At 60.8% G+C, this 20,618-nt stretch carries 17 protein-coding genes; 4 read left to right on the forward strand and 13 right to left on the reverse strand.

Annotated elements, in window-relative coordinates:
• Positions 1-3: 3 nt before the first annotated feature.
• A complete protein-coding gene (locus tag FRZ44_RS14010; RefSeq protein WP_151177779.1) occupies positions 4-756 on the reverse strand; it encodes a Crp/Fnr family transcriptional regulator in 753 nt (250 codons plus the stop codon).
• 1,124 nt (positions 757-1,880) lie between these two features.
• Between FRZ44_RS14010 and FRZ44_RS14015 the strand changes: the two genes are divergently transcribed.
• On the forward strand, positions 1,881-2,141 hold the full coding sequence (locus FRZ44_RS14015) for a hypothetical protein (RefSeq protein ID WP_151177780.1): 261 nt from the start codon (positions 1,881-1,883) through the stop codon (positions 2,139-2,141).
• An 83-nt stretch (positions 2,142-2,224) separates the two neighbouring features.
• Here FRZ44_RS14015 and FRZ44_RS14020 read toward each other — a convergent pair whose 3' ends face one another.
• Entirely contained in the window at positions 2,225-2,872 is a 648-nt protein-coding gene (locus tag FRZ44_RS14020) for a Crp/Fnr family transcriptional regulator (protein WP_191908097.1), read from the reverse strand.
• 565 nt (positions 2,873-3,437) lie between these two features.
• On the opposite strand from FRZ44_RS14020, the gene FRZ44_RS14025 reads away from it, so the two are divergent.
• Positions 3,438-4,427 (forward strand): ABC transporter substrate-binding protein, encoded by a 990-nt coding sequence (locus FRZ44_RS14025; protein ID WP_407657977.1) that lies wholly within the window; start codon positions 3,438-3,440, stop codon positions 4,425-4,427.
• A 252-nt stretch (positions 4,428-4,679) separates the two neighbouring features.
• Here FRZ44_RS14025 and FRZ44_RS14030 read toward each other — a convergent pair whose 3' ends face one another.
• The 7 genes from FRZ44_RS14030 to FRZ44_RS14060 form a co-directional block, all read right to left on the reverse strand.
• Positions 4,680-5,933: a hypothetical protein gene (locus FRZ44_RS14030; protein WP_151177783.1), complete on the reverse strand. Its 1,254-nt coding sequence runs from the start codon at positions 5,931-5,933 to the stop codon at positions 4,680-4,682.
• Positions 5,934-6,400: 467 nt separating this feature from the next.
• Positions 6,401-6,901, reverse strand: a complete 501-nt coding sequence (locus FRZ44_RS14035; protein ID WP_151177784.1) for a hypothetical protein — start codon at positions 6,899-6,901, stop codon at positions 6,401-6,403.
• Positions 6,902-6,918: 17 nt separating this feature from the next.
• The gene (locus FRZ44_RS14040) at positions 6,919-7,611 is read right to left on the reverse strand and encodes a C39 family peptidase (RefSeq protein WP_151177785.1); all 693 of its coding nucleotides are present in this window, start codon (positions 7,609-7,611) and stop codon (positions 6,919-6,921) included.
• On the reverse strand, positions 7,608-8,396 hold the full coding sequence (locus FRZ44_RS14045) for a hypothetical protein (RefSeq protein ID WP_151177786.1): 789 nt from the start codon (positions 8,394-8,396) through the stop codon (positions 7,608-7,610). Before FRZ44_RS14045 ends, FRZ44_RS14040 begins: the two co-directional genes overlap by 4 nt.
• Before the next feature lie 146 nt (positions 8,397-8,542).
• Positions 8,543-9,505 (reverse strand): hypothetical protein, encoded by a 963-nt coding sequence (locus FRZ44_RS14050; RefSeq protein ID WP_151177787.1) that lies wholly within the window; start codon positions 9,503-9,505, stop codon positions 8,543-8,545.
• Positions 9,506-9,531: 26 nt separating this feature from the next.
• Complete coding sequence (locus FRZ44_RS14055; protein WP_151177788.1) at positions 9,532-10,575, reverse strand: hypothetical protein; 1,044 nt, start codon at positions 10,573-10,575, stop codon at positions 9,532-9,534.
• 14 nt (positions 10,576-10,589) lie between these two features.
• Entirely contained in the window at positions 10,590-11,549 is a 960-nt protein-coding gene (locus FRZ44_RS14060) for a hypothetical protein (protein ID WP_151177789.1), read from the reverse strand.
• 433 nt (positions 11,550-11,982) lie between these two features.
• Here FRZ44_RS14060 and FRZ44_RS27035 point away from each other — a divergent pair, with 433 nt between their 5' ends.
• Positions 11,983-13,569, forward strand: a complete 1,587-nt coding sequence (locus FRZ44_RS27035) for a DUF6065 family protein (protein WP_225308706.1) — start codon at positions 11,983-11,985, stop codon at positions 13,567-13,569.
• Positions 13,570-13,784: 215 nt separating this feature from the next.
• Here FRZ44_RS27035 and FRZ44_RS14070 read toward each other — a convergent pair whose 3' ends face one another.
• The 3 genes from FRZ44_RS14070 to FRZ44_RS14080 all read right to left on the reverse strand — a co-directional run bounded on the left by FRZ44_RS14070 (position 13,785) and on the right by FRZ44_RS14080 (position 19,505).
• Positions 13,785-16,238 carry a tetratricopeptide repeat protein gene (locus FRZ44_RS14070; RefSeq protein WP_151177790.1) on the reverse strand — a complete coding sequence of 818 codons (2,454 nt, stop codon included), beginning with the start codon at positions 16,236-16,238 and terminating at the stop codon, positions 13,785-13,787.
• 186 nt (positions 16,239-16,424) lie between these two features.
• The gene (locus tag FRZ44_RS14075) at positions 16,425-17,969 is read right to left on the reverse strand and encodes a trimethylamine methyltransferase family protein (protein ID WP_151177791.1); all 1,545 of its coding nucleotides are present in this window, start codon (positions 17,967-17,969) and stop codon (positions 16,425-16,427) included.
• Between the two features lie 195 nt (positions 17,970-18,164).
• Complete coding sequence (locus FRZ44_RS14080; RefSeq protein ID WP_151177792.1) at positions 18,165-19,505, reverse strand: NAD(P)/FAD-dependent oxidoreductase; 1,341 nt, start codon at positions 19,503-19,505, stop codon at positions 18,165-18,167.
• Between the two features lie 218 nt (positions 19,506-19,723).
• Between FRZ44_RS14080 and FRZ44_RS14085 the strand changes: the two genes are divergently transcribed.
• On the forward strand, positions 19,724-20,002 hold the full coding sequence (locus tag FRZ44_RS14085) for a hypothetical protein (protein ID WP_151177793.1): 279 nt from the start codon (positions 19,724-19,726) through the stop codon (positions 20,000-20,002).
• Between the two features lie 309 nt (positions 20,003-20,311).
• Here the strand turns inward: FRZ44_RS14085 and FRZ44_RS14090 are convergent, their stop codons facing one another.
• Complete coding sequence (locus tag FRZ44_RS14090; protein ID WP_225308255.1) at positions 20,312-20,485, reverse strand: entericidin; 174 nt, start codon at positions 20,483-20,485, stop codon at positions 20,312-20,314.
• Positions 20,486-20,618 lie beyond the last annotated feature (133 nt).

Raw genomic sequence — 20,618 nt, forward strand, 5'->3', positions numbered from 1 at the left:
GCGCTAGGGTTCAGCCTGATCGAGCTGCGACATCTCTGCCATTCGGCGTAGCCCCCCCAGATCGAGGACCTGGAGCGTCTTATTGTGCAAGACGACCAGATGGCGTTCTCGCAATTCTCGTAGAATGCGGTTGACGTGGATCGAAGTCAGGCCCAGCGCGTCGCCGATCATCTCTTGCGTGAGCGGTAGGGCAACGGTGTCACGGTCCGCTGCATGTTGACTGTGCTGCATCGGCGGAACGAATTGCAGGAGGAAATAAGCGACTCGCTCCATGCCCGAACGCCCGCCGATGTTTGTTAGCTGATCGTGGGTGCGAGTCACATTCTGCGCCATTATTCGGACGAGCCTCTTGCCGAGTCCTGGGTGGCGCTCCAAGAGTTCGGGAAAGCTGCGTCTCGGAAAAACGCAGACGGCCACGTCGGTAATGCACTCGGCGGTATGGAGCAGGGGGTCTTGGAGGTCGGCTTGGTAGCCTAAAAATGCGCCCGGCAACTCGATCTGCAACACTTGGCGCTTGCCGGATTCTAAAAGCCTGAAGAGCGCCACCCAGCCGCTCAGCAGATTGTAAATCTCATCGAGCTGGTCCCCCTCACAATAGAGATTTGTGTGGGCCGGAATGATGCGGTCGCAGATCTTGAATTTTTCCAAGACATCCAATCGATCGGTGTGAATCGCGCCGCAGACCGTGGTCTCCCGGATCGCACAATCCGCGCAGGTCCTCGGTAGGATGGGCAGATCGTCGTAGGTCCTGGACATGGTCTATGTCTCGCTCTCGGAACCGAGGCCCGACAGACGCACTGTCTCCACAAGTGATCGAGGCTTCTCACTGTTGGTTGAGTCCTTGTTCAGGAACCCGTGAGCTGCCGAGTTCGCGAAAGATCGGCGCTCACGCCGCTGCACAGCGACGTCAGACAATCGTTGATTGTTCCGTGGATCGCCCCTCATCGGCGAGTCCCTTCGATCGGGAGCCCACGCCTTCGATCAGCCGCGAAAAGCTGAGACAACTTGCAGATCCCCATCTGACAAGCTATCCACCCCTTAGATGGCTTCTCAACGAATTCTTAATCGAAAGCTATACATCAGGGTGATATTTACCTTCTATTTGCCACAAGCGATCAAACCTGGGTGGTGCACTAGCCATTGGGCGATCCGGCAAGGACGCACTGGCAAGCGACAGCCTCACATTTTCCCATTCCTCTCATCTGGCGCGCTCGCTGTAAGCGGGACGACTCTCCCGATCGATCATGACAGATTGGTAATAAAGGGGCGGAGAGGCGGAAGCAAACGACCGAGCACCACCGGTCTGCGCCGGCGCCCGGCGGCTCCGGCAAACGGCTGGCAAGCACTGACCATGACCCGCGGGGGCGCCGCGGCGTAGCGACGGATAGCAAAACTGTTCAGCGGAGAAATCTGGTTCCCGTCAACCGCCGAGGAGATGGCTCCGCGCTGGCATGTTCGTTTCGGAAAGCCCGCAGCGAGTTTTGACGCTCAAATACCCTCGAGAATTTAACAAATTATGTGGTCCCTGCGTCTGACGGGGTTCACCCTCCACGTTGCTGCTTTCTTGGGGAATCATCAGCTCGGTCTTTTTTTGCCGTGTGCACTCATTGGCCCTCTGGCCAACTGTTCGGTGCGACGACTCACCCGGCGCCAATGAGAAAACATCCCCATAAATCACAGGCGGCTTCAGTCGACCGCGATTGCGAATCCTTCATTAACTTTGCTAAGTGTTAAATCCAATCTGTCATCTCAATGGCCGTTCGATGACGATTAGAAGAAATTCAGTGCTCCATTGAAGTATCGGGCCCCCCGGCAGCTGTCAGCATCGGGTTGCGGCGAAGGAGATTTTTCAGGCACACGTTGAAGACGAGCGAGCAATCGTGTTGACGATCCTCCCCCAAACCGAAATCCACATCGATGCTGACAGAATCGAAAAACTTGAGATTCTTTCTCTGGATGGGAGACGTGTCGAGGTGCGGGTTCATACGTTGGAGGCAGCAAACGCACAGTTCTTTGCCTTTGAGGATAAGACGGCGGCAATCAACTTCTGCCGGAAGCTCTGGCAGCGTCGCGGTTGTAAGAACCTGGAGGGTGGACGGTTCATACTTAGGTTGGCTGAGGCCGGTTCAAAGGTTCCCTGAGGCATGGTGGTCGCAGGTTTCAGCCACATCCAAGAAACCCGTCGAATGACGACGGTGCTAGTGATCGCGTGCAGCGTTCGAGGTCAAGCGACGTAGAGTTGAGAAATTTCGGCCAAGCGGCGAAGCCCCTCGAGGTCCAAGATTTGCAATGTCCGGTTCTGCAGAATGACCAGGCGGCGCTCCCGCAATTGTCGCAGAATCCGATTGATGTGAACCGGCGTCAGGCCCACGGCGTCGCCGATCATCTCCTGCGTCAGCGGCATGGCGAGCGTATCGCAGCCCTGCGCCTTCTGGTCGTGCCGAAGGCGCAGATAAATATTGAGCAGAAAATGGGCGACCCGTTCCATGCCCGACCGTCCGCCGACATTGGTCAAATGATCGTGCGTACGCACCACGTCCTGAGACATCATCCCAATCATCTTCAGACCCAGAACCGGATGGCGCTCCAACAGATCCGGAAACGCCTTGCGCGGAAAAACACAGACGGCGACGTCCGTGATGCATTCGGCGCTGTGAAGCATCGGATCCACGAGCTTCGGCTGATAGCCCAGGAACGCTCCCGAAAGCTCGACCTGCAAGATCTGGCGCCGGCCGGACTCCAAGATTCGGTAAAGCGCGACCCAGCCGCTCAGCAGATTGTAGATATCATTGAGTCGCTCTCCCGCCCGGTAGAGATGGGAATGCGCAGGAAGGATACGGTCGCAAGTCTTGAATTCCTGAAGGATCTGCAATTGGTCACTGCGCAAAGCGCCACAGAGCGTAGCTTCGCGGATCGAGCAATTCCGGCAATCCTTAGGAACTAAAGGCGGTTCGTTGTGACTCTTCCACATGGTCTTTCGGCCCCCCATGGACCCGAAACCACGGCAAATGCTGCCCCCGCAACGCAGCGCCCGCATGGCCAATGAACTGGTTGCACTCGCTGGCGACCCAAGGGCCAAACCCGGTGCCAGCGCGCGCCAATCCCGCTACCTGGAGAAGAATTTAGACTCGATTCCCCTCCCCATAAAGCGTCAGCAGCGCTGTCTAGTTTTTATGCCGACAATCTATCACCTGTGACGCTTTCTCTAAATAATGCCTCAGGAGTTTTGTCCTAGCAAGTGTGCTATATTCAACATTTCGCGATGTCCATTTAATGATGGTGCGAAATTCATTTGCTACCTTCTCTTGTGTTGGACCCCAGTAAGAAGCCAGAGAAGCTTAGCGGTCGACGTTTCGCATCCCGTCCTCCATACTGTTTTTCGGTGTGCGGCGCCGGGTAATTTCAACAAACCGCAAGAAGACAGGGTGGGCAAGTCTATGCAGTTCTTACAGAAGCTGATTTTTGCGTTCTTGGCCGCCGCAGCAATGATCGGCCCAGCGCAGGCCGCAGATATGGCTCTGGTGCGTCTATCCTATAGCAGCGGCTGGGACGCCCTCCCCGCGATCATCGGTATCGAGCGCGGCTTTTTTGCCGAACAGGACATCGTCGTCAGCGGTATGGCAGCCACCTCCCCCGAAGCCGTCATCCAATCCCTGGCGGTCGGGACCACGGATATGGCCCTCGTGCCGCAGCGCGTGATGCTGGTGATGGCGGGAGCCAAGGCGCCGGTCAAGGTGATTGCCATGGGCGGCTGGGGCACCGAGATGGCCCTGGTTGCGCGGCCGGAAGCGAACATCAAGACCCCAGCCGACTTGAAGGGCAAGACCGTGGCCCTCGTGCAGGGATCCGAGGCTCTTCCCGTTCTTGTTCGTATCCTCAACCAGGCGAAGCTCAAGCCGACCGACCTCAAGATCGTCGGCATGAACGCCAACACACTCCTCAAGGCGCTTGCCGACAAAAAGGCCGACGCCGTCTTCGAAACCCGCCATTTCACCGACCCGATCGTCGAGAAAAAGGAGGGTGTGGTCGTCATGGATCCCGCGGCCGTGACCAAGTCTGTTGGCGTTATCGAGGGAATTCCGCTGGTCGCGGGCAACGATACGATCACCAAGGAGGCCGCCTCGACGCAAAAGTTCGTCAATGCCTGGGTCAAGTCCCTCAAATATATCCAGCAGAACCCCGTCGACGCGGCGCGAATGCTGCAGATCTTCTTTCACCGGCAAGGCGTCGTCGTCACGAAGCCGATGGCGGAATCCTGGGTCACGATGACCAGGTACGACCAGTATAGCTGGTCCAAGGCGGCAATCGCCGATGCGGACTACAACGGCTGGGCGCTCAACGCCGCCAAAATCCTGAAATTGGCGCCAAAGATCGACGACTATGTCGACAATCATTTTGTCGATGCGGCCGTGAAAACCCTTCAATAGCCATTACCCTATTGGCGCGCCGCTTCGCTGGCAGGGCTCGGACCACGTGAACGTCTTGGCGACGCCCCGGCGTTGATGCTTGGGCCGGAAGATATTTGAGGGTTTGGCATGGAGCGATGCGGCCCAAACGCTTAAAGCGGTTGGCCAGGGAAGCGGTATGTCCCTTCGCACGGATTCCTGCTGGAACTTGCTCCGGACTTGAACCGGGCAGAAACGACCAGCGCCCGAGATTCCGGCCGAACGAAACCGTCTCTAGAACAAGGTGAAGGTCATCGGGATGCTGATGGTGAAGGCGAAGTCGGGGGACTGGTTGGTCAGGCCCGCCGAGGCATTGAACGTCAGACTCGTTCTGGGGCCGATTCCGACAGAGGTGCCGAGAATCAGGCGGGCGTCGTTGAAATCGCTTCCATCGATCTTGTCGCCGTTCTGTGTCGTGGAGCTGACGATCTGGTCGTCGAATGACAAGTTCATGGAAACCAACTCGCTCAGCGCAATGTTGATTCCACCGAAAAATTCGTACACGTCGCCTGGATCGATGTTCCCAAACTGCGAACCCTGATCTTGCTCGATATTGTATGTGAAGTTGAACCCCCCGAAGAAAACGACGGGATCGACGCGCCAGACCATCGTAAAGCCGGAGGTTACGCCATAGAACCCGCTCCCTGTGGGGGGTTCATCGAGCACGACACGTCCGGTCCCGATGCTCTTGGTATTGATGTCGAACGGGCTTTCGCCCGTGGGGAAGCGTGCCCCAACCTTAAGAATGACATCGGGAATGGAGCCGCCATCGCCGATGATCGGCTGATAGGAAATGTCGCTCTGAATGTCGCCCAGTCCCCAATTGTCCGTGACGACCTTCTGCTGATTGGCCGTTCCCGCCCCGAAGATCTCGGAGTCCTGGCGATAGAGGCCCGGGACGATCGTATCGAGCTGGATCCGGTCGGTCAGGCCATATCGAGCGGTGGCCCTTGCGGTGACGATATTGCGCTTGATGTCGTTGACGTCGAGCGTGCCAATGATGATGGCATCGAAGATGGAAAAACCGCTGATCGCGATCTGATTGTTCGAATAGTAATCATACTCGATGCTGGGCTCTATCTGCAGCTGACCTGCGGGCAGCAGAACGCCGCCGCGCTCCAATAAGAGCTGCTCGGGCGCCTTCTCGGACTGCGGGCGATCCCCTTCGGCCGAACCTGCGGGTGCCGGAGCCGCCCCTCCGGAAGGCGCGGGCTCCGTCTGCTGCTGCTGCTGCTGATCTTCAGTGGGCGGCACCGGTATCACATCCTGAATGGCATAATAGGGTGTGCCCTGGTTACCAAGGTTGGGCATGCCCATCGATGCCGGCAAGACCGTCGGCGCGGCGTTTGCCTGGCGCTGAAGTTGCTGCAGTTGCTGCTGCTGCTGACGAAGGGTCTTTTCCTGCTCCGCCAGAATCTTCGCCTGCTCCTCGAGCTTGCGCGCCTGCTCATCCAGCATCTGCTGCTGGCGCTGCAGAATGGTGACCATATCCTGATTGTTCGGGAGAGAACCCGAAGTCGTGTCCTGAGCTTGCGCGGACGCCGCAAATCCCACCCAGGTAGCGACGCTGGCCGCCAATGCGAGCGCGGCCCACCCTCGCCCCGGTGCTAGAAATCGGAATGTCCCATCGCGGCTTCGACCGACGAGCTTGGAACCCGTCGCCAAGCTTGGACGATTCTGCTGCTTGCTCAGGCCCGGCCAAACACAAATCGAGTGCGCATCAGAGTCTTCGGTCCCGCTGGATAGACGCGACCGCGCCCTGCGCTTCACTAAGCCCTGAGGATACGGACCCATATTGGAACCATTGTTACGGCTCCAGGTCCGCGCAAACTCCCCCTGTGCACTTGGTATGCCGGTCAAGCTCTCTCCCCAATTCTGAAGGTCAATCGAGAGGGCCTTGACCTACAACAATATCACTACTCCCGCCGTAAGGCGAGACCGAAATCCCACAACCTTCAGTGCGTGAATGCGCTCGTCAGCATGCTCTGGACTGCCGGTACGTCCGCTGAATTGGCGACGTCGATGATCGCAACCTGGACGAACAGGTTCTGGTTGACGACGTTGAAGCTGCTGTGATCGAGATTGGCGATCTGGAATACGCCCGTGGCCCCGTTGAAGCTGCCGATCGCGGTCTGGATATTCACGGTGCCATCGCCCACGGTGACCGTCGGATCGGGTGCTCCCGTCGTGACCCCGGAGCCAGCACTGCCCGTATTGGAGAGATTCTCCAGCGTCCCCGACATGATCACATTGAAACCGAAGCCAGCGTAGCCGCCCCGCAACTCACCCATCTGGTTGTCGCTCAAGGGCGTCGCCCAGGCGACCATCTGGGCCAGCGCATCCAAAGGTTTCGGCTCGAGCTCGCCCGCGGCTGCTGGCAAGGCGCCGGCCATCAAAAGGGCCGCGCCAAGCGCCAAGGTCGATGTCCGCAACATGGCTACCCCCGTTCGATTCATGGGTTTCTCCATAGGGTTCAAAATTCTCCAGAGAGATGGTCGATCTGGCCCGTATAGCGTTGGATGAGAGGTACGACTTCGCGGGGTCGGCCGCTCAACGAGCCGTCGGCGGAGAACCCGCTAAGTCCCGTGTATTTGTCGCTGACAAACACCAGAATCACGCCGTCCCATTCCTCGGTGAACCGCTCCAGCGACCGCGAGCGGTTGCCGAAAGCGGGGTCGGCGATATAGACCTGCCCTTGCGACACGCCCTTGAACACGACGAAGTGCTTGTAGCCGCGCACGGTGATGAGCGTCAGGGCCGGGACCTTCAGTTTCGCGAGCTTCTCCACGCTGTCGAGGCGGAATCCGCCGGCGCTGAATCCGAGCGATTCCCCCAAATGCTTGAGCTCGAGCATCGAGAAACCCATGCCGTTGATCTGCTTCTTTTCGTCTTCCGAGCTCCTCGCAAGGATCCCCTCGATGATCTTTTTCTCGTCGGTATCCACGCCCCAGTAATATTTCATCAGCGTCGCCAAAGCGGCGGCACCGCAGCTGATGTCGTAGCCCTGCTTGACGACCTGCTTGAACCGAAGCGCGAAATAACTGGTGACCGGAGCGTTGATCATCTGGCCGCCCGGCAACCTCACCGGTTGTTGCTCGGCGCCCGCGGGCGCCGCTTGCAGCAATAACGCCAGGCAGCCCGCGGCAAGGAAACCGAGGCGCCTCATGGCGCACCCATCGTCGTGACTGACACGCCGATCACCTGCGTGACGCGGTTCAGGTCGCCGGTGACCTGGCTGATCTGGGCGATGCCGGTAAAGTCGTTGAAGGAATCGGCAAGCGTGTTGTTCCCCGTGGCTTCCGGCCCTTGCAGCGTCTTGCTGTTGTCCTGGCTCGTGCCAATCTGCCCCAGCTGCGCATCGCCCATCTGGATCGCGTCGGGTCCGACATTCAATCCGATACCGATGGCCACGACGGTGAGTTGCTGGTTCATATTTCCCGCAGTCTGGTTGATACCGACGATGCCGGTGCCGTTGTTGAAGCTGTTCTGGATCGACACTTCGCTCGCACCCGGGTCGATGAGCGTCAGCGTGTTGCCGCGCAGTTCCTGAACCGTATTGATGTCGATGGTGACGAGGCCCACACCGCCGACGGCATCGGCCGCCGCAATAGCCCGGATGTTGGCCTGCTGATTCATATTGCCGGCTTCCTGGTTGATGCTCAGCACCCCCCGCAGGAAGTTGCCGCTGTCGGTGAAGTCGATGGACAGGTCGCCGCCTTGCTGCGTGACCACGGCGCCGACCAGGCTCTGCACGGCGTCGACATTGACCTCGGCATCGCCGATCGGCGTGTTGGCAATGGCCGACACCCCGTCCACGCCCGACATCGTGAGGAGCAACCCCGCATCGGGGCTCATAACCAGCGTATTGGGCGGATCCGCGGCAAGCGCCGCTCCGGTCCAGCCGGCAGCCATAAAAACGAACGAGGCGAATGGCAGAATCGCGGCTCTCATATCACACCCTATGTTCCCGTGACAAAGGCCTCATCGGAGGCCTTCGCGCTTGGCGTGAATAAAGACGAGGCGAGAATGAGCGAAAGAAAATGGGGAGAGAGAAGCGCATCGCGGGATTCTCCCTCCCCATGTCGAAAGAAGACTGGTTACGGGACTCCACCCGCCGACGCGTTACCCAAGATGGCGCCAGAGACCGTCGCAGCGAGGCTGACGACGTTGCCCTGGTTGTTCATATTGCCGTTCGACTGATTGACGTTGATGATGCCCGTGTTGCCGTTGACCGAATTGTCGATCAGGCCCCGCTTCACCGTCTCCACCTCGAAGACCGTGTTGCCGCTGTTGGTCTGACCCAGTGCCCCTTCGGACATGGCCACCTGCGCCTCCAACCCGACCGCGGCCGCAACGCCGTTGGTCTGGTTGTTCATGTTGCCGGCATTCTGGTTGACGTTCATCACGCCGGCATTGCCGTTGATCGAATCCTGGATCGTTGACGTTTTATTGGCGTCTAACTGATCCGCGGTGACGGAGTTGACGTTGACGGTGCCATTCGTGCCATCACCCAACTCAGCGCCATTGACGCGGGCAATTTCGAAGTCGGTGACCGAGTTGTTGGTATTGGACTGGTCTCCCTCGGCCTGCGCGTCGGCGAACGAAGGCAGATCGGTGATTCCGGCGACCGAAACCACGTTGCCCTGATTCGTCATGTTGCCGACATCCTGGTTAAAGCCCCAGACACCGGTATTGCCGTTGCCGGAGCCGTCCATTACCGCCGACAGATGGATGTTGAAATCGGTCACGTGCGGGATGCGATTGTCCAAATTCGCCGGTGTGTTCTGCTGGCCGTTGTTCTGATCGACGGGCCCGCCGACCACCGCACCGTCATTGGTCACGTTCATCAGCGCCTGCGCTTCGGCCGCGGCTTCTGGCGTGATGACCGCACTCACGACGATATCGATCGTCTTGTGGATCGTGATGTTCTCGGTAACCGTGATGTCTTTGTTCTTGGTGATGTTAGCAACCACGTTCACGTCAGCCTTCGCCGGCATCGCAGCAGCGAGCAGGATCAGAGCTAACGCCGAACCGGCGGTCGCATAGAGAGCTTTCTTCATGACTATGTCTCCTATCTGCCTGTCGCTTACTGAAGCGCCGAATGAGCGCCGCCCAAACCGACACCGCCACCGCCGTCAATGAAGGAGGCGGAGAAGATGTTGGCCTGGTTCGCCATATTGCCGGCCGCCTGGTTCACGCCGCCGACGCCGACATTGCCGTTGAGCGAGTCGGTCATCGACGCATTCTTCTCGACGCCGTACTCATAAACAGTGCCGAACGGGCTGTGCCCATTCTCCGATGATCCGGCATTGGTGTTCACCTGGCCCAACGCGGCCTCGGAGAGCGCAAAGCCCGCCAGATTGACGGCCACTGCCAGTGCCTCGGAATTGGCCTGGTTGTTCATGTTGCCGGCGTTCTGGTTGACGTTGATGATGCCGACGTTGTCGTTGATCGAACCGATGATCGAAGCGGACTCGTTTGGTGTGCCGCCGCGATAGTCCACCGGGGAGCTCGGCGACGAATCCGGAGATGCCGGAGTCTGAGGGATCTCGCCATGGTAGACGAAGTTGCCCTCGTTGATCTGCTGCGCCTCGGACTGCGAATTCACCAGCACTCCGTTCGTCGTATCCGCGACATCGTTGACAGGAGGTAGAGCCGTCGCGGGTGTGGCAACGGCCAGAGCGACTTGGTTGCCCTGGTTTGACATGTTGCCGACATCCTGGTTCACGCCGACGATGCCCGTATTCCTGTTGGTGGAATTGTTCATCGTCGCATCGAGATGGATGCCCATGGTGTTGACGTCAGCGATGTCGCCATTCAGCAGGTTATGCGCTGAATCGACGTCGTTGTTCGAGCTGGTCTGGTTGACGATGGCATCCGCCTCCGCCGCCGACCTATAGACTAAGGTCACCGGATCGACGCCTTCGAGGGCGCCGGTCTGAGGATTGATGACCGGGACGCCCACCTTGAGATCCACCACCTTCGTGATCGTGATGGTCTCGGTGATCGTCGTGTCCTTCGTCTTGGTGATGTTGGCGAGGACGGTGACGTCAGCCTTGGCCGGAATGCTCGAGCAGAGCAGAGCCAAAGCCAGCGCCGAACCGGCGGTCGCTAAAAGTGCGTTTTTCATGGCTGGTTCTCCTCTCAGAAGCTGCTGGCGCCGACGACAACAAAGGCCGCGGAGACGTTGTTGGCCTGGTTAGACATATTCCCCGCGCTCTGATTGACGCCGACGATGCCGACATTGTCGTTCACCGATCCGTCGATCGTGGCTGACTTGTGGATGCCGATGACCTCACCGCTATCGGCCACGCCATTCGCGTCCGATTCCCAGTTATGGTTGCCGGTATTGAGCTGTCCGAGATCTGCCTCAGACAGTGCGACACCGCCGCCCTGTGTTCCACTGGTCAGCAGGCTGACAGCCAGCGATACGTTGTTCGCCTGGTTGCCATTGTTGCCGACGGCCTGGTTCACGTTGACGAGGCCCGTGTTGCCATTGATCGAATTCGTGATCACCGCATCGCGGAACAACAGATTGACGGCGTCCACGGTGTTGGGATCAAGTCCGATGCCAATAATGGTCTCGCCGGATTCGATAGGAACGTTGTAGGCGCCGTTCTTCTGATCGACATGCGCCTGCGAGTTCGCGAAGCTGCTGTCACCCACTGCCTGTGGTGACGGCGGCGGCACTGCCGGCGGAAGCGGCGTCGGACCAGGGGACGTGTCGAAATCCCAGGCAACCGAAACCGCGTTGCCTTGGTTGTTCATGTTGCCGGACGCCTGGTTGACGTTGACGATGCCGTTGTTCGCACCACCGGTCCCGCCACCGATCGAATTGCTGATCGTGTCATTTTTCTCGGCGCAGTTCCCGCAGTCGAGATTGCCGTAATTCGCCTGGTTGATGATCCCGGTTGACTCGGCCGCCTTGCCCGGCACCGATCCAACGACCGCAATCAGATCGACGGTCTTTGTGATCGTCACCGTCTCCGTCACCGTGATGTCCTTCGTCTTGTTGATATTGGCCAAGACGTTGACGTCAGCCGATGCCGAATTGACGATGAAGAGCGCGCAGCCTGCCACCCCCGCTAAGAGTACTTTCTTCATGTTGGCTCCCCGTTTCCGGTTGTGGATGCAGCTATTTCTAGTTCCGGCATGCTGCGCTCCGGGGGAGTCCGCCGCATTAACCTAAGTTAGGAAATCGTAAAGCTTCTTAAAAAGTTCTCGAACTTGTTGCCGATGTACCGCCCGCAAGCTGTTGCGGCCGGATTTGACCGCTACCGCTATCTGTGCGCAGCACCTGCCAGATGGACCCACCCGGCCCGAGGGCCCCATGGGTCGGGCTTCCTCCCTGGAGAAGATCTTCCAGGACCCCGCCCCTCTAGAGGACGCGGTGCGGGGTCCGCGGTCACCCTTGCCGTCGGAACGAGAGCTCGATTAGTGCCTTTGATCCCGGTGTGGTCCGGAACCGGCATGGGCACTTCCGTGGCGCAAGAGTTTGGCGCTAAATGCCAATGGTCGATTTTTGGAGTTGGCGACCGTGAAGCTACGGTTCTATGGAATTGGAGACCATTCGAGCGCGCCGCGTCCGGCTCCGGCGACCCGGACTTGGATGGATGAGACCCGTGACGCTTTCGCCTATCGCTGCCTGCCGCTCAACATCGCCAATGCGCATGGTTGGGAGATCGTCTGCCCCGTCGCCTTCAGCGCCAAGTGGAATGGAGGCGCAGGCCTCGGCGACGTCGATATCCGCAGCGCAGCGGAATCCTTCCTGCAGCCCGCCAGCATGTTCGGCCACGGCGTCCTCACCTTTCACGTGAACGGCCTCTTCCGCACCGATCCCGGCTGGAACCTGTTCGCCAGCGGCCCGCCCAACAGCCCCAAGGACGGCATCTATCCGCTGAGCGGCGTGATCGAGACGGACTGGGCGCCCTATACCTTCACGATGAATTGGCGCTTCACCCGGCCGGACCACTGGATCTCGTTCGACGAGGGCGAGCCCTTCTGCTTCGTGTTTCCCGTTCAACGTGGGCTGCTCGACAAAATCGAACCGGAATTCCACCTGCTGTCGAGCGCGCCGGATCTTCAGGCTCAGTACGAGGCCTGGTCGCGGGAACGGAACAAGTTCTCCGACCGCCTGACCGTCGTCGACAGTGCCGAGCAGAAGGAGCGCTGGCAGAAGCGCTATTATCGTGGCCTCGACATGCGGGAGAAACCGGGCGTTGGCGACCATGAAGCCAAGCTCCGCCTGCCGGAGTTCGTCGACAAGCGGCCGCCTAGCGCAGTATCGGCAGAGCAGCAGCACAGGAAGCCGCTGCCTATCTTCTTCCGCAAGGTGGTGGAGCTCTCGCGCATCAAGCATGCGAAGCTCGGTCTTGTCAGGAATCAATACGGGTTCGCTGCGACCACAAGCCTGATCCCCTTGGTGGTGAGCGAGCTGGCCCACGCTGCGCCCTATTACCCCATCGCGTTCAGCGCCAACGACCCACCCCGACCATTTTGCGTCGTCGGCGCGCTGCCAGGCATCAATCAACATGTGAATGCCGACGGCAATTGGCGGCCCGGTTACTACATTCCGGTCGCCGTTCGGCGCTACCCCTTCATCACCATCGTCAGTCGCGACAATCCCAATACGCTCATTCTCGGCATCGACGAGACAGCGACGCAGCTCGACCCATCGGCACCGGACAAGTTGTTTTCGAACGGCGAGATGACGGCGCTGTGCCGAGACGAGCTCGAGTTCTGCGCGGCGGTCGCGACCGCCTTCGAGCAGACCGACCTGTTGTTCGAGCCGCTGACCCGCATGGGGCTTCTGATGCCCAGCCGCAATGTCACCCCCGGCCGCATCGCCGCGCGCTTCTGCATGTCGAGCTTGCGTGTCATCGACCCTGAACGACTGGCCGCCCTGCCCGAAGCGACCCGCGCGACTTGGAAGGCGAACGGCTTGCTTGCCGTCCTCGAAGCGCAGGTCGCTTCGGCGCGAAACTGGGAGCAGCTTCTGGCACTTGAAGACGCCATTTCACTCGGCACCGCCGGACCTTCCGACTTCACCCCTGGCGCCAACGCCCACCAAAGACCAGGGGAATCCGGTTCGCGTTCACAACCTTCGGGCAGCTCCAAGGATTGAGCATCATTCTGGAGGGGCCGTGGCGCTCGCGACAACGCCTTCATGTCCACCGGGACGCGTGAAGCGGACAACAACGCGCGCCGCCGATCCTCTCTTCGAGATGTCGCGCCCCACAGTCGAACGCGCCCGAACGACATCTGGCCGTTCTCCGGCATTAAAGCGGGACTGACCGAGAGCCCGAACCGTTGGACTGGAGGTTGCAGCGGCGCGTTCGGTTATTGGCTTTGCGAGACGACGCCGGCGCCCCGGTCCGCGCACCAGCGGCGCCACATGGTCCGATAGGCGGCCTCGAGATCCCGGGTGAAGCCCGGACCATCGCATAGCGGCGATGCGGCCATACGGCCGCGCAAGCCCGCCCGCAACGCTGCCAGCCGCGGCAAGTCTTTGGCCAGACCGCATGCCAGCGCCACGTAGCCGTCAGGGTCAGGAGCGATCAACTCCGGCAAACCCACCGCGGTCAGATGCGATGCCGAGTGTCGGGCGGCGAAACGGTCTCCCTTCTTTGTAATCACGGGCACGCCCATCCACAGGCTCTCGAGCGTCGTCAGGCCGCCCGAATAGGGGAAGGGATCGAGCGCGATATCGATGCCGTTATACTCCTGCAGAAGGGCTCGATGCGCCGATCTGCCGAGCAGGCTTATGCGCGTCGAATCGATTCCCAGATCGGCGAACAAATCGGCACAGCGCTGCCGCGTGCCCATATCGTCGAGCTGGTGCGTCTTCATGACCAGCCGTGAACCTGGAAGTTCCAGCAGGAGCCGCGACCAGAGAGCCAGGACCGCTTTGTTGATCTTTGACAGGTTGTTGAAGCAACCGAAGGTGACATGCCCGCGCTCCAACGCCGGCAATTTGTCAACCTCAGGAGCGGAGGGAGGTGGTGCATAGCAGACGTAGCAATGGGGCAACCGGATCACCGTCTCCACGCACTCCGCCTCGGAGTCCGGCGGGGTTTCGCATTCGTCCGAAATCAGATAATCCATCGCCGAAAGCCCCGTCGTGCCGACATAGCCGGCCCATGTTGCCTGCACGGGCGCCGGCTTTCGCGCAAAGGTCAACAGGCGATTATCGGCCGTGTGCCCCGAGAGATCGACGAGAATATCGATGCCGTCGGCGCGAATTCGTTCCGCCAGCACGGCTTTGTTGAACTCGACGACGCGTTGCCAATGATCGCAGGCGGCCTGCAGCTGCCAGGTCACCTCGTCCTCGGAGAGGCGATCGGAATAGGCGAAAATTTCGACCTTGGCACGGTCATGTGCCGGTAAAACCGGCGTCAGGAAATACCCGACAGGATGACGACCGAAATCGCCCGACACATATCCGATCTTCAGCCGTCTCTCGGGATCGGGTTCGTTGCGATGATCCAGCCGCTTCGGCAATAGTGGTGCGGCGAACAGTCGATCGAAGGCCCGATGTTCGGCCAGAAGCGCCGCCGGCGAGGTCGCTGGATCATATTGCATGGTCATCAGCAGATTATGGTGTGCGACCTCGAAGCCCGAGCGCAAAGCCAGCGCCTGCCGCAGCGCCGCCTGCGCTTCTGCCTGCCTCCCGGTGTCCTTCAGCACGGTACCGAGATTGTTGAGGGCTTCGGCACTGTCGGGTTTGAGCGCCAGCGCGCGACGAAAGGACTCCTCCGCTTCTTGCAGCCGGCCGAGCTCGCGGACCGTATTGCCAAGATTGTTGTGCGCGCCGACGAAATTCGGATCGATGGCAAGCGCCTGCCGGTAGGCGGTCCGCGCTGCTTCCAGCTTGCCCTGCGTCTGGAGCACGCTGCCGAGATTGTTGTGGGCGGCCGCGAGATTCGGCTGGAGCTCGAGCGCGCGACGATAAGCCGCTTCGGCCTGATCCAGTCGACCCAGATCCTTCAGGGCAGTGCCCAGATTGTTGTGCAGTTCCGCCATCTTCGGATCGATCCTGATGCCGCGCTCGTACCAGGCGATGGCGTCCTTGTGCCGGCCCCGCGCTTGCAGCAGGTTGGCGAGATTGTTGTAAGGCGCGACGAAGGCCGGCTTCAAGGTGATCGCCCGCCGATAGCAGGCCTCCGCATCCTCGACCTTGCCCTGGTCGCCCAGCGCCGCAGCCAGATTGGTCAGCGCTTCCACAAAGTCGGGTTTCAATTCGAGCGCTCGCCGGAATCGGGCAATTGCCTCCTCCCTCCGACCGAGCCCGATCAGCAGATTGCCGAGGTTGCATTGAGCGATCGGCCAATTCGGGGCGAGCTCGCAGGTCCGTTCGAACTGCGCAACGGCCTCGTCATTACGACCCTGGAATCGCAGCGTGCTTGCCAGGTTGTGCGATGCTTCGAAGAAGGTGGGCCTCAGCGCGAGGGCCCGCCGAAAGCACGCCGCTGCTGCTTCATGTTGGCGGAGCTGAAAGAGCGCATTGCCGAGCCCGAAATGCGTGTCGGCGAAGTTCGGGTTGAGCTTGATCGCTTTCTCGAACAGCGCTACCGCGGCCTCGGCACGGCCGGTTCGTTGCAGAACGTCGCCGAGGAGCCGGCATGCCTCGGCACTGTCCGGATAATCCTTGATGAGGCCGCGACAGACGGCTTCGGCCTGTTTGAGCCGGCTCGCGAGCAGATGATGCGACGCCGCGGCAAACCGCTCGGACTGCTTGTCGGGCGCTCCTGCTGCAGCTCCTATCGGACTGGTCGATCGGCCTTGCTCTGGCATGGCGGGTTCATGGACCACAAATTGCCACTGTCGCCGCGCGCCCGCGCGGGAGGTGCGCTCCGAAGGACCTAGAGAATGGCGCCGGCCCGACCAAATGGTCAATCGTATCGGTGCTGTTTTTGACCCTTACATTTGTTAGTCGGGCCGGAGAAAGCGATTACGATCTAGCCACTTGACAACCGCATTTCAGTGGTCGACGTCCTTGAGCTCTTCCTTTCGCCGCGCCACGAAGGCCGTGAGCGCCTCCTCGATCGCGGGATCGAGCGGAGGCTGCTCATAGACTTCGAGCGCCTTCTGCCAGATCTGGGTGGCGCGCCTCGTGGCATCGAGGCCGCCGGCCAGCTCCCAGTTCTCGTAATTCTGCCAATTGGAGAGCAGCGGTTTGTAGAAGGCGGTCTCGTAGTGCGCCAGGGTGTGATCCGCGCCGAAGAAGTGGCCACCCGTCGGCACCGCCGCGATGGCCTTCAACCCTTCCGCGATCTCGGTGGGATCGATGTCGATCGGCTTGATGGTCTCGGCCATCATCTGCAGCATCTCGACATCGAGGATGACCTTCTCGAACGACGCGGTGAGCCCGCCCTCCATCCAGCCGGCGCCGTGATAGACCAGATTGGCATGGCCCATCACTGCCGACCAGATCGACATCTGAGATTCGTACGCCGCTTGCGCGTCCACGGCATTGCTGGCGCTCGAGTTGCTCGCCCGGTAGGGGAGATTGTAGAGCCGCGCCAACTGCCCCGCCGCCAGGGTGGCGCGTGCGTTCTCCGGCGTGCCGAAGGCGGGAGCGCCGCTGCGCATATCGACATTCGAGGTGAAGGCGCCATAGACCACGGGAGATCCGGGCCGCGTCAGTTGCGTCAAGGCAACGCCCGACAGCGCCTCTGCGTTCTGCTGCGTCAGGGCCGCCGCCAGCGTCACCGGCGTCATCGCGCCCATGAGGGTGAAAGGCGTCACGACGACCGCCTGTCCGAATTCCGACATCGCCATCAGCCCGTCGCTCATGGCCTCGTCGAAGCGGCGCGGCGAGTTGACGGAGATGATGGTCACCACGCCAGGATCCGCAGCCATCGCTTCGCGCGTGATCCCGCGTGAAATCGCCATGATGTCGATGCCGTCGAGCGCCCGGTTCCGGCCGATCGAGGTGCAGTGATAGACGCGGTCGGAGAAGGTGACGTTGGCCAGATAGCAATCGAGATGACGCGTGCGCGATGGCAACTCGACCGGCGCCGTCGGTTGATTGCCGATGAAATGGATGATGTCGAAGCTTTGGGCAAGCTTGATCAGCGAGCGGTAATCCTGGAGGTTGCCCGAGCGTCGGCCTGCGACCCCGTCATGAATGTTCGGTGGCCCCGCCACCAATCCGAAAGAGATGTGGTTCCCACCGATATGCAGCCGTCGGGCCGGATTGCGCGGCGTCAGCACGAAGCTCCCGGGCGCGGACTCGAGCGCCGCGGAGATGAGATCGCGTGGTATCTTCACCAGGCCCGTGCTGTCATTGACATCGGCACCCGCCTCGCGAAAGGCCGCGCGCGCCGCCTTCCCCATGAATTCGATGCCGATTTCCTCGAGCAGCGTGAGCGAGGCCTCGTGAATGGCCATGAGCTGATCCTGGCTCATGGGCTCGAGCGGCTTGAAGCTGTTGCGCAGCGGCGGCCCGCCCAGCAGCGCGGTGCCGAGATGGCCCGTATCCCGTGGCCGCCGGGCTCGTCGCGTGGCGCGTGAACTGTCCATGATCGATCCTTGGGTCCGGGGCCACGCCAAAAGTGGCCCCGCACCTTTTGTCCACCCGTAGGCCTCACCGAACTAGCCTATTTTCGACCCCCGCTGATGGCTTTCGGGCGATGGGAGCCCGATCGCACGGAAACGAAAAAGGCCGGGCACCTGCGGGTGCCCGGCCCTGTCCGAAGTCCAAACAATCGCCGTCGCTCAGCTCCAGGGGAACGGGCTGTGGGACACGGGATGCAGCTTGCCCTCGGCAAAGCGCGAGAAGCGGAAGGGATCCAGCAGATCGCTGTGATTGCCGCAGATGTCGTCCGCCACCAGCTTGCCCACGCCGATCATCTTGTAGCCGTGATTGGAGTCCGCGATCACATAAACGTTCTGGCAGAAGCTGTCGAACACCGGGAAGCTGTCGGCGGTGAAGCTGCCGATGCCGCCCGAGGGCTCCTTCTTGTAGACGCCGATCTTGCCTTCGAAGCGCTTCTGGCAGAAGGCCAGCGCCGAGCACCACATATGGGCGAAATCGTCGCCGACGACGAAGTCGGGCGATTCCGGCCCGTAGGGATCGATCTTCACGCTCGCCGGATCGGCTTTCACCTTGAACGGCATGGCGCCGCCCTGCACGCCGCCGAAATTGAAGTCGGGCTTGTAATAGATGCCCCAGAGCTTGTCGGTGATAAGCGAGCCGTCCACGTCCGAATGGAGCGGCGCATCGGTATCGACATGGATCACGGGCGGCATCTTGCCGTCATTCGTCCGCTGCAGCTTCGGATCGACGCCGAGCGTGCCTTCCTGCAGCGACCAGAAGATCCACATCGGCAGATTGTCGTGCATCTTGCCGTCGCGGCCCTTGATCGAGATCTGGGCGGGCAGCTCCAGCATGTCCCAGATTTGCTTCACCCAGGGACCGGCGCCGACAATGACCATGTCGCAGTCGATATTGCCGCGGTCGGTGACGACGGTCTGGACCGCGCCCTTGGCGTCCTTCTTGAAGCCGGTGACCTTCACGCCCGTGGCGAGGCGCACATCCTCGGCCTCGGCCTTCTTCGCCAGGCCGTAGATGGCCGCGGTGTTGTTGGCGTAGCCGCCCTTCTTCTCATGCAGGACCGAGGTGATGCCCTTGGCCTGCCAATCGTCGAACAGGCCCTTCATATAGGTCATCGAGTCCTTTTCGCCTTCGATGAAGACCGACTCATAGCCGATCTCCTTCTGCTGCTTGGCGATCGAGGCGACGTCCTTGTGCATGACCTCGGGGCTGATCTGCATATAGCCGACCGGGTGATAGCTGAAGGCCTTGGGGTCGCTCTCCCAGACCGAGACGCTATGCGCCATCAGGCGGCGCATCGCGGGCTGGAAATAATTGTTCCGGATGACGCCGCAAGCGATGCCGGAGGCCCCGGCCGCGATTCCGGTCTTGTCGATCACCAGGATGTCCTTGCCGCTGCCGCGGCCGGACTTGCGCAGATTCTCGCCCAGATGCCAGGCGGTGCTGAGGCCGTGAATGCCGGCACCAATGATCACGTATTTCACATGCGAAGGGAGGGCCATCGAGATCCTCGGTTGGATGGTCGTCGGCGACGACGGAACGGCGCCCACTCTCGGGGGAATGGCGCCTGGCCATGCGCGCTGGCCCGACATTGGATGGCGAATAACCGACAATCCCGAGGGATGGCGGCGCCCCGCCCGCCCCGCCAGCCCGTCTTTTCATCCAAGGAACGGCTGAATGGCCAAGGCGTTATCCCTAAAGGAAAATCAGGAGGAACGCCATGACAGCCAAGCTTCGGTCCCGAGGCACCTTACGGACCCCCTGGAATCGCACGCCCACCCGTCGGAATCCGACATCGGCTGCTCGCGAGGAAGGCCAGGACGCCGCTAAAGGCGGCTTGCGCCAGGGCGGTATCGAGGATGACGGCAAGGACCCGCTCCGCCACGCGCCGCTGCGGGAGCCCTATGCCGCCAAGAGCGGCGCCCGGCCGGCCGATTCCGGAACGCCCGCGGCCGTGACCAATGCCAAGAAGGACCGCTCGGATCAGGATCCGGCCTGATGTCGCGGCTGCCCGGTTGGCAGCACCCAAGAAGAATCTCGTTGCCTCGCTTTCTTCCCCCCACTTTTTGGGGGAGGGTTGGGGAGGGGGCTGCTCGATATCGGCCCCTTCGCATCCCGACGAGATCGTAGACCGAGTCATCCCCCTCCCTGCCCTCCCCCAAAAGTTGGGGGAGGGAAAGAAGGAGGGGTGGACTCAGGCTCGCGGTCTCCCCGCGGCGAGACAAACGAAAACTCCCCGCGCTGCAGCGGCAGCACGGGGAGCATGATCGATCGAAGCGGGTCCGATCGCCGACCGTTGGGCGCGAACTCAATCCTTCGCGTCGTTTGCCTTGTTCTCGATGTACTGGCCCGTGTTCTTCACATCGTGACCGAATCCGGCGGTCGTGTTGCAGCCGGCCAGCGCGAGCACGGCAATGGTCAGCAAGAAAGCGGCCCAGGCTTTCCAGGCCGGCATCACGCTCTGTCTCGTCGCTGCGATCATGATTGGAACTCCTCTTCTTCCTGCGGCCGAAAAAATTACTCACCCCCTCTACACCGGGAAATGAAGCCGGCACCGGTCGGTGGACGCGAGCACAATCTCCTTATGGGGAAGAACGCGATTGCTAAAATCGGGT

This window comes from Hypericibacter terrae, assembly GCF_008728855.1.
GTDB classification, from domain to species: domain Bacteria; phylum Pseudomonadota; class Alphaproteobacteria; order Dongiales; family Dongiaceae; genus Hypericibacter; species Hypericibacter terrae.

Coding starts and splice junctions, on each gene's coding strand:
- FRZ44_RS14010 (WP_151177779.1), bottom strand. CDS start 756: ATGTCCAGGACCTACGACGATCTGCCCATCCTACCGAGGACCTGCGCG.
- FRZ44_RS14025 (WP_407657977.1), top strand. CDS start 3,438: ATGCAGTTCTTACAGAAGCTGATTTTTGCGTTCTTGGCCGCCGCAGCA.
- FRZ44_RS14030 (WP_151177783.1), bottom strand. CDS start 5,933: ATGGTCACCATTCTGCAGCGCCAGCAGCAGATGCTGGATGAGCAGGCG.
- FRZ44_RS14035 (WP_151177784.1), bottom strand. CDS start 6,901: ATGAATCGAACGGGGGTAGCCATGTTGCGGACATCGACCTTGGCGCTT.
- FRZ44_RS14040 (WP_151177785.1), bottom strand. CDS start 7,611: ATGAGGCGCCTCGGTTTCCTTGCCGCGGGCTGCCTGGCGTTATTGCTG.
- FRZ44_RS14045 (WP_151177786.1), bottom strand. CDS start 8,396: ATGAGAGCCGCGATTCTGCCATTCGCCTCGTTCGTTTTTATGGCTGCC.
- FRZ44_RS14050 (WP_151177787.1), bottom strand. CDS start 9,505: ATGAAGAAAGCTCTCTATGCGACCGCCGGTTCGGCGTTAGCTCTGATC.
- FRZ44_RS14055 (WP_151177788.1), bottom strand. CDS start 10,575: ATGAAAAACGCACTTTTAGCGACCGCCGGTTCGGCGCTGGCTTTGGCT.
- FRZ44_RS14060 (WP_151177789.1), bottom strand. CDS start 11,549: ATGAAGAAAGTACTCTTAGCGGGGGTGGCAGGCTGCGCGCTCTTCATC.
- FRZ44_RS14070 (WP_151177790.1), bottom strand. CDS start 16,238: ATGCCAGAGCAAGGCCGATCGACCAGTCCGATAGGAGCTGCAGCAGGA.
- FRZ44_RS14075 (WP_151177791.1), bottom strand. CDS start 17,969: ATGGACAGTTCACGCGCCACGCGACGAGCCCGGCGGCCACGGGATACG.
- FRZ44_RS14080 (WP_151177792.1), bottom strand. CDS start 19,505: ATGGCCCTCCCTTCGCATGTGAAATACGTGATCATTGGTGCCGGCATT.
- FRZ44_RS14085 (WP_151177793.1), top strand. CDS start 19,724: ATGACAGCCAAGCTTCGGTCCCGAGGCACCTTACGGACCCCCTGGAAT.
- FRZ44_RS14090 (WP_225308255.1), bottom strand. CDS start 20,485: ATGATCGCAGCGACGAGACAGAGCGTGATGCCGGCCTGGAAAGCCTGG.